The organism is Nostoc sp. UHCC 0251, assembly GCF_034932245.1.
Classification (GTDB): Bacteria; Cyanobacteriota; Cyanobacteriia; order Cyanobacteriales; family Nostocaceae; genus Nostoc.
The window spans coordinates 1-11,927 of sequence record NZ_JAYGHD010000403.1 but is presented as its reverse complement, the minus strand read 5'-3'; the positions used below and the strand labels follow the sequence as shown (position 1 = coordinate 11,927).

8 protein-coding genes are annotated in these 11,927 nt (G+C 43.6%); 7 read left to right on the top strand and 1 reads right to left on the bottom strand.

All coding sequences use genetic code 11. The features are described from left to right. Nucleotides 1-143 precede the first annotated feature (143 nt). From VB740_RS33280 to VB740_RS33250, 7 genes are all read left to right on the top strand, one after another. On the top strand, nucleotides 144-527 hold the full coding sequence (locus VB740_RS33280; protein WP_323204092.1) for a beta-lactamase hydrolase domain-containing protein: 384 nt from the start codon (nucleotides 144-146) through the stop codon (nucleotides 525-527). A 369-nt stretch (nucleotides 528-896) separates the two neighbouring features. Next, nucleotides 897-3,308 (top strand): sucrose synthase, encoded by a 2,412-nt coding sequence (locus VB740_RS33275; RefSeq protein ID WP_323204091.1) that lies wholly within the window; start codon nucleotides 897-899, stop codon nucleotides 3,306-3,308. 147 nt (nucleotides 3,309-3,455) lie between these two features. Continuing rightward, nucleotides 3,456-6,506, top strand: a complete 3,051-nt coding sequence (gene pgmB, locus VB740_RS33270; RefSeq protein WP_323204090.1) for a beta-phosphoglucomutase — start codon at nucleotides 3,456-3,458, stop codon at nucleotides 6,504-6,506. Between the two features lie 287 nt (nucleotides 6,507-6,793). After that, nucleotides 6,794-8,143: an ATP-binding protein gene (locus tag VB740_RS33265; protein ID WP_323204089.1), complete on the top strand. Its 1,350-nt coding sequence runs from the start codon at nucleotides 6,794-6,796 to the stop codon at nucleotides 8,141-8,143. Nucleotides 8,144-8,518: 375 nt separating this feature from the next. Next, on the top strand, nucleotides 8,519-8,956 hold the full coding sequence (locus VB740_RS33260) for an Rrf2 family transcriptional regulator (RefSeq protein ID WP_323204088.1): 438 nt from the start codon (nucleotides 8,519-8,521) through the stop codon (nucleotides 8,954-8,956). Nucleotides 8,957-9,012: 56 nt separating this feature from the next. Next, a complete protein-coding gene (locus tag VB740_RS33255) occupies nucleotides 9,013-9,405 on the top strand; it encodes a pentapeptide repeat-containing protein (RefSeq protein ID WP_323204087.1) in 393 nt (130 codons plus the stop codon). A 97-nt stretch (nucleotides 9,406-9,502) separates the two neighbouring features. Continuing rightward, nucleotides 9,503-10,000, top strand: coding sequence for a DUF2243 domain-containing protein (locus VB740_RS33250; protein ID WP_323204086.1), 498 nt, complete (start codon nucleotides 9,503-9,505; stop codon nucleotides 9,998-10,000). A 269-nt stretch (nucleotides 10,001-10,269) separates the two neighbouring features. Here the strand turns inward: VB740_RS33250 and VB740_RS33245 are convergent, their stop codons facing one another. Continuing rightward, on the bottom strand, nucleotides 10,270-11,553 hold the full coding sequence (locus VB740_RS33245) for an aspartate aminotransferase family protein (RefSeq protein WP_323204085.1): 1,284 nt from the start codon (nucleotides 11,551-11,553) through the stop codon (nucleotides 10,270-10,272). Nucleotides 11,554-11,927: the final 374 nt, after the last annotated feature.

Genomic DNA, 11,927 nt, shown 5'->3' with positions numbered 1-11,927 from the left:
CCCAATGCCCAATGCCCAATGCCCAATGCCCAATGCCCAATGCCCAATGCCCAATACTTTGATAATTTCCTCACAAGTTCCTCAAATTGCTTTGCTAAGTTTAGAGCTTGGGCAACGAGGGCAAAGTGGGGTTAATCCGGCTGATGAACATTATTAGGAAAATTAATGATGAGTTAGCGATCGCTGGACAAATTACACTAGACCAGCTGAAACAGATAGCTGATGAGGGCTATAAATCTGTACTGAACCTATGTTTGCCCGACGAAACAGGCTTACTGGCTAATGAACAGGAGAAGACAGAGTTTTTAGGATTGGATTACGTTAACTTTCCAATTAAATCTCAAGATATTAATTATCACAATATGCTCCAGATGTATCAGATCATCACTGAATTACCCAAACCGATTTTGATACATTGCGATAACTCAATTCGTTCAGCAACAATAGTATTATTGTATATCTCCATCAAGCAGGGAATAACATTTGAAAAAGCGCTGCAAAAAGTTATTACATTAGGCTTGATATAGCAGTTATAAATCAGTCGTGAACAATAAGATCCCCGACTTCTTTGAGAAGTCGGGGATCTTAGTCTCTCGATTTTCACAACTCATTTAATATTGCTATATATCAATATTATTTTAGATACCATAGGATATTTAAAACATTAAAATAAGCTTGGCTATTAGAGCTAATCACAGAGGATTTGGTATTTGCTTGGCTATCATCCTCTGTTAATTCATTCTATAGATTTGAAGCTCTCGCATCGTTTCATCCCAGAGTTAGACGCGGTGGTTTTCATAGTTATATACCATTAAAGGGGAAATCTACCTCAGAAAACCGGAAACTGGAGATAAAAATGAGGTCGTGACCTAACTAAAGTTCTGGAATTCGTCATCATGTATGAACTAGTTCAAGCTGTCTTTAACGGTGATGAAAAAACTGCTTTGCATCAGTTGATTTCTGCGTTGAGTACTTCAGGTAAACGTTACTTCCTGAGAAATGAGATTTTACAAGCTTTTGCCGATTACTGTCATCAATCCCAAAAGCCTGCTTATTTTTACTACTCTTCTTCTATTGGCAAACTGATACAGTACACCCACGAAATAATTCTCGAAGAGGAAAATACCTGGTTCGTGGTTCGACCTAAGATTGCTAACCAGGAAGTTTGGAAACTAACAGGCGATTTTAATAGTTTCGAGCAGATGACGCCTCAAACGCTGCTAGATGTGAGAGATCGCCTAGTCAACCGCTACCAACCCCACATTCTCGAAATCGACCTCCACCCCTTTTATGAGAGTTCCCCAAGAATCGACGATCCCAGAAATATTGGTCAAGGTTTAGCCTTCCTTAACCGTTACCTGTGCAATCAATTGTTGACTGACCCCCAATATTGGGTAGAAATGTTATTTCAAGCATTACAGGGGCTAAAACACGATAAAACTCTTCTGCTATTGAGCGATCGCATTCCTTCAGGTATTCACCTGGCCAAACAAATTAAGCTAGCGCTCAAATTGCTGAATGAGCGATCGCCTGATGAACCTTATGAAAAATTCCGCTTTGATCTCCAAGAACTTGGCTTTGAGCCGGGTTGGGGTAATACTGCGGCGCGAGTCTCCCAAACCCTACAACTCCTCGACCGACTCATTTACTCTCCAGAACCTGGCATCTTAGAAACATTTGTAGCCCGCGTCCCCGCCGTCTTTCGCGTCGTCCTCATTTCCGTCCACGGCTGGGTTGGACAGGAAGATGTTTTGGGAAGAGATGAAACACTCGGTCAAGTTATCTACGTCCTCGAACAAGCTCGCAGCTTAGAAAACGAACTGCGTGAACAAATTAAACTCGCCGGACTTGATGTGCTAGGGATTAAACCCCATGTAATTATTCTCACCCGGCTCATCCCTAACTGTGAAGGAACATTTTGCAATCTGCGCTTAGAAAAAGTAGAAGATACTGAAAATGCTTGGATATTGCGCGTTCCTTTTGGTGAATTCAATCCTGAAATTACCAACAATTGGATTTCTAAATTTGAGATTTGGCCTTATTTAGAACAATTTGCCCTAGATGCAGAAAAAGAATTACTAGCTCAATTCCAAGGCAAACCTAATCTTCTTATTGGCAACTACAGCGACGGTAACTTAGTAGCTTTTCTCTTATCTCGCCGGATGAAAGTTACCCAATGCAACATTGCTCATTCCTTGGAAAAACCTAAATATCTATTTAGTAATTTATATTGGCAAGATTTAGAAGACAAGTATCATTTCTCGGTACAATTTACTGCTGATTTAATTAGCATGAATGCAGCCGAGTTTATCATCACATCTTCCTATCAAGAAATTGTCGGCACACCAGATACCATAGGTCAATACGAGTCTTACAAATGCTTTACGATGCCACAGATGTATCATGTAGTTGATGGGATTGATTTGTTTAGCCCTAAATTCAACTTAGTGCCGCCGGGAGTAAATGAAAAAATTTTCTTTCCCTATAGCCAAAAAGAAAACCGAGATTCTAACCTTCGCACCCAAATTCATGACCTACTCTTTACCCGCGAAGACCCCCAAATATTTGGCCATTTAGATCGTCCTAATAAGCGACCAATCTTTGCTGTTACTTCCATCACTTCAATCAAAAATATCGCTGGATTAGCTGAATGCTTTGGTCAAAGTCAGGCGTTGCAAGAGCGCTGTAACCTGATCCTCTTCAGTAGTAAACTGCGTCCAGATGAAACAGCAAGCCCAGAAGAAGCAGAAGAAATCCAAAAAATCCACGAGATTATTCAGCAATATCATCTCAATGGCAAGATTCGTTGGATTGGGATGCGTCTCCCTAGCTGCAACCTCGGCGAAGCCTACCGAGTAGTTGCAGATTCTCAGGGAATTTATGTCCACTTTGCCCTCTTTGAATCCTTCGGTCGGTCTATTTTGGAAGCTATGATTTCCGGCTTGCCAACTTTCGCTACTCAATTTGGCGGCTCTTTAGAAATTATCGAAAACCAAGAGGATGGATTTAATGTTAATCCTACAGACTTAGAAGGAACAGCAAAGAAAATTTTAGGCTTTGTTGACCGATGCGATACTCATCCTGAGCATTGGCAAGAAGTCTCAGAATGGATGAGTCAGCGAATTCATAACAGATACAATTGGCATTTACATAGTAATCAATTACTACAGCTTGCAAAAATGTTTACTTTTTGGAACTTTGTTGCTCCAGAAAATAACGAAGCTAGAGATCGCTATATGGAAGCCTTATTTCATCTCATTTATAAACCTAGAGCCGAAAAGATTTTGGAAAAGCACATGGGGAGATGAGGGAGTGGGGGAGCAGGGGGAGTTAGAAGTTAAAGCATTGGCTTAAAGACTCATTCATCCACCTCTGAACTCCGTTCATCCACCAAATTTCCCCATTCCCCATTCCCCATTCCCCATTCCCCACTCCCCATTCCCTACTCCCCACTTATGCAAACAAAAGGACGTTCTCGCAATTTTACCTACACAGACTGGATCTTAACGGAAACCCAGTTTGACCCTGATCAATTGCACTCTAAAGAAACCGTCTTTACAATCGGCAACGGATACCTGGGGACAAAAGGCAGTTTTGAGGAAGGATATCCTCATGCATTGCCAGCTACTTTTATCAACGGTGTCTATGACGATGTGCCGGTGGTGTATACTGAACTGGCAAATTGCCCTGACTGGTTACCTTTGGTAGTGATTGTGAATGGCGATCGCTTCCGTCTCGATCAAGGTGAGATATTGCACTATGAGCGAAAGCTTGATTTACGCTACGGGCTTCTGAGCCGTTATTTATGTTGGCGCTCTCCCAGTGGAAACACTATAGATATTCACTTTGAACGCTTTGCTAGTCTTGCAGATCGGCATGTGTTGGCGCAACGCTGCCATTTAACGCCAGTAGATTTTGATGGTTTAATTGAAGTTCAGGGAAGTATCAACGGCTATCCAGAAAATCAGGGTTTTAATCACTGGGAAGGGCTAGATCAGGGCAAGACTGACCAAGGAATTTGGTTGCAACGCCGCACCCGCCACTCCCGAATTGAACTGGGTATGGGCGTAAGTATGAAAATATCAGGCGCTGAAGCATCTTTGCAAGTCAGTACCGCGCCTGGTTATCCGACCTTGAGCACGACTTACTTAGCTAAATCACAACAGACCGTAACGGTAGAAAAAATTGTAACAGTTTTTACCTCGCGGGAGACTGAGACGCCAGTTTCAGCAGCTAGAGAAAAACTCGCGCACCTACCAGACTACGCAACGCTATTAAAAGCCAATGAACAGGCATGGGATGAGGTTTGGCAGCAAAGTGACATCCTGATTGAAGGGGATAGCAAAGCTGCTTTTGCTGTTCGCTACAATCTGTTTCAACTGCTGATTGCTGGGTCACGCCATGATGATAGGGTGAGCATTCCTGCTAAAACTCTTTCTGGGTTTGGTTATCGTGGTCATATCTTTTGGGATACAGAAATTTTCATGCTGCCCTTTTTTCTGTTTACCCAACCAGCGATCGCCCGAAACTTACTCAGTTACCGTTGGCACACCTTACCAGGAGCTAAACGCAAGGCAGACCATTATGGATATAAAGGGGCAATGTTTGCCTGGGAAAGTGCTGAAACCGGAGATGAAGTAACACCACGTTGGGCACTTGGCAATGATTTTTATGGTGAAGACGTGCGGATTTGGTGCCGCGATCGCGAAATTCATATTAATGCAGATATTCCCTACGCTGCGTGGAACTACTGGCAAGCCACTGGTGATGATGATTGGATGCAACAGCGCGGCGCAGAGATTATTTTGGATGCCGCCATCTTCTGGGGTAGCCGGGTCGAATTCAATTCTGAGCTACAACGCTATGAGATTCGGGGAGTGATCGGAGTGGATGAATACCATGAATTCGTTCACAATAACGCCTTTACAAATCGCATGGCCCAATGGCATCTAGAGAAAGCGATCGCAGTTTATAATTGGTTGGCTCACAAGTTCCCCGAACGAGCTACTGAACTAGAAGAGAAACTAAAACTCACACCACAAGAGCGATCGCACTGGCAAGATATCATCGCCAAAATATTGTTTCTCCATGACCCATTAACAGAACTAATCGAGCAGTTTGAGGGATTTTTCCAATCAGAAGATATTAACTTAGCAGACTACGAAGGGCGCGATCGCTCCATGCAAGCCATCTTGGGTATTGAAAAAACTAATAAATATCAAGTAATCAAGCAGCCAGATATCTTGATGCTCCTTTATTTAATGCGGGAATCAGCAGATTTTCCCTACAACGAAAAAGCATTGCAGACAAACTGGGATTATTATGCACCTCGCACCGATATTACCTATGGTTCGTCCCTTGGCCCAGCAGTTCACGCCATCTTAGCTTCCGATTTGGGCAAATCAACGGAAGCTTACCAAGTGTTTATCCAGGCATTAATGGTGGATCTCGAAGATAACCGGGGTAACACCAGCGATGGAATTCACGGCGCTACTGCTGGTGGTGTTTGGCAAGCTGTTATTTTTGGATTTGGTGGCATCCAACTCACCGAAAATGGCCCCGTAGCCAAACCTCATCTCCCTGATGGCTGGACGCGCCTCAAGTTTAAACTGCACTGGCAAGGATTATGGCACGAGTTCGATCTGCATCAGGGATTGGGCATGGGGCATGGGGCATTGGGCATGGGGCATGGAGCATGGGGCATGGGGCATGGAAACAAGGAGAGAAGGGAACAAGGAGACAAGGGGAAAATGGAGATAACCAATGCCCAATTCCCAATCCCCAATCCCCAATCCCTAATGCCCAATGCCCAATGCCCAATGCCCAACATTAAAGGATTCATCTTCGACCTAGACGGTGTGCTAACAGATACAGCAGAACTTCACTATCAAGCTTGGCAAAAGCTAGCAGATGAAGAGGTTATACCGTTTAATCAGCAAGCTAACGAAGCGCTGCGGGGTATATCCCGTCGTGCTTCTCTGATGCATATTATTGGGGATAGACCGTATTCGGAAGCACAAATTGAGGAGATGATGGAGCGTAAAAATGGCTACTATGTGGAATTGATCCAACACATGACATCTAAGGATTTATTACCAGGTGCGATCGCCCTCTTGGATGAACTGCGGCAAGCTGGGATTAAAATCGGTATTGGTTCAGCTAGCAAAAATGCCCAGACAGTAATTGAGCGATTGGGCATTGCTGACAAAATAGATGCGATCGCTGACGGTTATAGTGTAGAGCAACCAAAGCCAGCACCCGACCTATTTCTCTACGCAGCCAAGCAGCTAGGAATTGAACCAGCGCAATCTGTGGTTGTAGAAGATGCAGCAGCAGGCGTTGAGGCGGCTATAGCCGCTGGGATGTGGGCAGTAGGACTCGGCCCCGCTGAACGAGTTGGAGCCGCTCATGTTGTTTATCCCAGCCTAGAAGGGGTCAAATGGGCAGATTTAAGAGCCAAATTAAGCAATATTGCTAGACAAAAACATTCAGGGACTTCCAATTGAAGAAGAATTCTCTTTTGATAACTAATAACTGTTAAGCTCCAAAAGCTAAGATCGTCCAAATAGGGAATCTAAATTGAAGAAGGCAGAAGGCAGAAGGAAACAATTGAATGGGGATTCAGACCCCAAGCAATTGTTAGCGCTTTTGTTTTCGGCGGAGTTTTAAACCCAAGTTCGCTCCGGTCACGGGCAGAAAACAGGAGCCAGTATTCCGTTCTGCCTCCTGCCTCCTGCCTTCTGCCTTTCTTGATAAAACGCAAGTTTAGATATCCAAAATTAGGAGCCAGAGCGTGAAATTGGACGAATTAGCCTTACAGATACAGAATATGCGTAAGCGCGTCGCCCTTTTGCAACGCCAGAGCGAACAACAAAATACACAGGAAGATATTGAACTAGTTACCGAAGTATTAAAAGAAATCCACCTAGCTTTGGAAGAACTGCAAATAGCTAATGAAGACCTACAGCAGCAAAATGAAGAATTATCCAACGCCCAACAGGCTTTGATAGCGCAAGGTCAACGCTACCAGGAACTATTTGAGGAAGTACCAGACGCTTATTTTGTGACTGATACAAAAGGGCTAATTCAGGAAGCTAACTCAGCCGCCACTACTCTGCTCAACGTTTCTAAAAGTTTTTTGTTGGGCCAACTCTTAGAGATTTATGTGCTTGAGAAAGAAATAATTGCTTTTCATCTGAAACTGAATCATCTGCGCGATCATGCCAAATTTCCAGACTGGAAAATGCAAGAGTGGGAAGTAAACCTGCGACCACGTAATAAAACACCAATTATTGCTGCGGTGAAATTGGTTGCTATCCGTAATCAACAAGGTAAGTTAGTCGGTTTGCGCTGGATATTGCGGGACATTAGCGAAAGCAAGCGAACCCAAAGCAAGCTGCAATGGGCAGAACAGGCGATGCGACAAGCGCTTGCTAAAGAAAGGGAGTTTAGTGAACTGAAATCCCGCTTGCTTACCATCACCTCCCATGAGTTTCGTACCCCTTTGGCTACCATCCACTCTTCTGCGGAATTACTAGAATATTATCGCCATCTCTGGAGCGATGAGCGACAAAATACCCACCTGCGCCGCATTCAAAAATCTGTGATGCACATGACTCAGTTGTTGAATGATGTATTGGTGCTTAGTCAAGATGAAACAAGCAAGCTAGAGTTTAATCCAACACCTCTGAATTTGGGGGAATTTTGCCGCGATCTCTTAGAAGAATTAGAACAGAGCGATCGCTCACAACATGCGATCGTTTTTAGCGCCGAGTGCCAGTGTACCTCAGCTAACTTAGACGCGAAACTACTGCGGCAAATCTTGAGTAATTTATTCTCGAATTGCCTAAAATACTCTCCCATTGGTAGCACAGTTAAGTTTTCTGTCACCACTGCCAACGACCAAGCTATATTCCAGACTCAAGACTCTGGTATTGGCATTCCTCCTTCTGACATTGAACACATCTTTGAACCCTTCCATCGCGCCAGTAATGCAGACAATATCCCAGGAATGGGATTGGGAATGTCCATCGTCAAGCAAGCTGTAGATTTACATGGCGGCGAAATTTTTGTTGAAAGTGCGATCGATGCAGGAACTACCTTTACAGTCATTCTGCCATTTTCGACAAATTTGCATGTATAGCGGCTCAATACTTCTCGGTTAAGGGGAAAAGGGGAAAAGGAAAAAGGGAAAGAAAAAACCTTTAACCCTTACCCTTTACCCTTTACCCCAAACCCGATTCCGAGTTAAAAATGCTTAACCGAAAAGTATTGTATAGCGGTTTGCGCTAAGAATTTTGCTGCGCTTTAATTTTAAACTCAAAAAGACTGTACAATAATTAATCACTTTTATTTATCGGATTAAAAACAAAATATAGTTGCTTCTATGCTTAAAGGTCTTTAAAGTATAGTTAGCCGGTCAATAATAAGTTGATTGTAAAGGTTTTCTTAACAGTACCTTAGGAAAACCAACTTCAATACTTTGTATATTTAAGTGTGAGTTTAAAATATTACGCCTGTGGTAATCTCTAACAAATCAGAATACGCACTTCTAGCCCTGTTAGAGTTGGCAACCTGCTACCCTAACGGTGAAGCCCTACAAATTCGGGAGATAGCGGTCTTACAAGACATACCGAACCGCTATTTGGAACAACTCCTAGCCACATTAAGGCGTGGAGGTTTAATCAAAAGTATCCGCGGAGCTAAAGGTGGCTATGTTCTAGCACGAGATCCCGGAAAGATTACAGTATTAGATGCTTTTACCTGCATGGAAGGGTCAGATATTGTTGTCTCTAATTGTGAGCCGACTCCCAACACGGTAGAAGGTGAGCTAATTCAGGAAGTCTGGCAGGAAGCACGTCAGGCTGCTAACTCCGTTTTGGAGAAATATACACTCCAAGACCTTTGTGAACGAAGAGCAATCCGACAGCAGAAGGAACTCATGTATTACATTTAGAAACGATGAAGTGGGAAATTTTTCATCCATCCTTAGTATGAAAGTAATAAGGTTATATGCCCGAAGTCAATTCTCAACAGCCCATAAATAATGCCGCTACTCTCGTGGAGAGTTATGCAGCGGGAAAACGGGACTTTAGTAAAGCAGAACTGGGTAATGCTGATTTGCAGGGCATTAACTTGAAAGGTTCTGACCTCAGTTATACTGACTTGAGTGAAGCCAACCTGAGTGGTGCAAATTTGCGGGGAACTGACCTAAGCTTTGCCGATCTGAATCAAGCTAATCTCAAAGATGCTGATCTTAGGGGAGCATTGTTGATGTCAGCGAATCTCCGCCAAGCTGATCTCAAAGGAGCGAACCTGCAAAAAGCAGACTACGATCGCAGCACTCATTTTCCCCAAGATTTCGATCCAGTGAAGGCGGGTATGCAGATTAAATCTGAAAATTGATTAAATTAAGTTCACCGATCGTACTTGCCTCAAGGTAGAAGATATTTCTCCCAAAAGAGTTGTATTTTGGTAAAAAAGCCTATCTATGAGGTTGACAATGGAGGCGAAAAGTGAAACCCTCAACCGACGCGCACCCCTAATTACTGCTGGAATTTTTCTTGGTGTAGGTATTGGAGGGTTTATTGACGGAATTTTACTGCATCAGATCCTCCAGTGGCATCACATGCTTAGTAATATTCGACCTCTGAACAACACGGCGAATATAGATTTGAACATGGTATGGGATGGGTTATTTCATGCCTTGGATTGGGTATTCACCGTGATCGGAGTTGTCTTGCTATGGCGTGCCGGAGGGCGTGATGATGTTCCTTGGTCATCACAGACCTTTTTTGGGTCAATACTTATTGGTACTGGGTTATTCGACTTCGTTGAAGGTTTAATTGACCACCAAATTCTCGGTATTCATCATGTGAAACCAGGCCCAAATGAGTTAGCTTGGGATCTAGGATTTCTTGTATTCGGTGCGCTACTTATTGTCATCGGCTGGATAATGATCAAAAAGGAGCCAGTAGTCAAGTCGCTTCGCTCCAATTAAAAATTAAAAATTATTAATTAAAAATTGCAATCAGTGGGCGCTTGAACCCACCACTGATAGCGTAGCGTTAGCGAGTCCGCGAGCGTCTTGTAGATCACTGAATCTTTGATTCATTGTTGGCTCTGTACCCCAAATTAATTAAAAAAAGGTCAAGAGTCATTAGTCAAGCGATCGCAATAGTTTTACCGTCAAGTTAACTACCGTGAAGCTTGCTGTAGTAAGAAAAAGCGAGAGATAAACACAAAGACCCATCCTCGCTTTTTGATTACCTAAGCTATGAGAGTTGCGATCGCCTTGTCTACAGCTTCCAAGGCAGTGTTTACTTCCGCCTCTGTGACAATCAGCGGTGGTACAAACCGGACAACTTTTGGCCCGGCGGGTACGAGTAATACACCCTGTTTGATGGCAGCATTGACGATATCTGCTGCGGTTAGTTGAATATCGGCTCGCAACTCCAAACCGTTGATTAAACCCCAACCCCGAACTTCGCCAATGTACTGAGGATATTTAGCTGCGATCGCCTTTAAGCCAGATCGCAATTGTTCACCTCTGTCTTGCACATTTTGCAAAATATTTTCCTTTTCTAATGTCTGGCAAACACTGAGTGCTACACCACACACAAAAGGATTGCCGCCAAAGGTACTGGCGTGTTCTCCTGGTTGAAAAACATCACAAAATTTCTTGCTCATCATTGCACCGATGGGAATACCGCCACCTAAGCCTTTGGCACTGGTGAAAATATCCGGTTCAACGCCAAGATGTTCGTAAGCCCATAATTTGCCACTGCGCCCCATACCAACTTGCACTTCGTCGAAAATCAACAAAATGCCAGTTTGGTCGCAAATTTGCCGGAGCTTTTTAAAATAGGCAACATCTCCTGGACGCACACCGCCTTCTCCCTGCAATGGCTCAATCAGAATCGCTGCTACCCGATAATCACCTTCATCCAACTCGGTAATCGCCACTTCCACAGCGTTAATATCGTTGTAATTTACGTAGTGGAAACCAGGAACCAAGGGATCAAAATACTTTTGATACTTCGGTTGTGCCGTAGCGGTAATCGTCGCCAAAGTCCGTCCGTGGAAACTGGCATTGGCGGTTAAAATAATCGGTTTTTCAATGTCTAATACTGTGTGGGCATATTTCCGCGCCAGTTTAATTGCGGCTTCGTTAGCTTCAGCACCAGAGTTACAGAAAAACACGCGATCGGCACAAGAATGATCAACAAGCCATTTTGCCAATTCACCTTGCTCAGGAATATAGTACAAATTAGAGACATGGTGCAGCTTCTGAATTTGGCGTGTTACCGCTTCTACCATAACTGGATGGGCGTGTCCCAAAGTACAAGTAGCAATTCCCGCTACAAAGTCCAGATATTCGCGTCCCTCTGTATCCCAAACCCGGCATCCAGCACCCCGTTCTAGGGCTAAGGGAAACCGACCGTAGGTAGACATGACAGCTTCATTAAAGCTATCTGCATCAAAGGGACTAGATGCTACAGACCCTGAATCTGGGGGGATGGTGGCTTGTTCAACGAGAGTTTTTAGGCTCACTACCGCTCCTCCTGAGAGTTTTTCATCATATAGTTATTTACTAGTTTCCTAGAAATCCCTAAAAAATACTTTTTATTTAGCACAACTCGTACTTCTTCTTAGGCTAACGCTTATATAACCTCAAAGACATGGCGGTGGTGAAAAAATTTTGTACTCAACACTTAAGCAAGAGTATCAGCAACAGGAAATTTGCATAGGTGCAGCCCAGCTAACTTAGGCATCGCAAGCTTTGCGTAGAGTTTAGGGGTTTTCTTACGATGCTTGGTGAGGGGTTAAGCAATAGCTCCCTTTCGACCCAAGAATCCCCCGTTTTATAAACGCTACGGTGTATACACAAGTCGAAAAAAGATCAATTTCCCATTGTTATCTCGTTT

Coding starts and splice junctions, on each gene's coding strand:
- VB740_RS33280 (WP_323204092.1), top strand. CDS start 144: ATGAACATTATTAGGAAAATTAATGATGAGTTAGCGATCGCTGGACAA.
- VB740_RS33275 (WP_323204091.1), top strand. CDS start 897: ATGTATGAACTAGTTCAAGCTGTCTTTAACGGTGATGAAAAAACTGCT.
- pgmB (WP_323204090.1), top strand. CDS start 3,456: ATGCAAACAAAAGGACGTTCTCGCAATTTTACCTACACAGACTGGATC.
- VB740_RS33255 (WP_323204087.1), top strand. CDS start 9,013: ATGCCCGAAGTCAATTCTCAACAGCCCATAAATAATGCCGCTACTCTC.
- VB740_RS33250 (WP_323204086.1), top strand. CDS start 9,503: ATGGAGGCGAAAAGTGAAACCCTCAACCGACGCGCACCCCTAATTACT.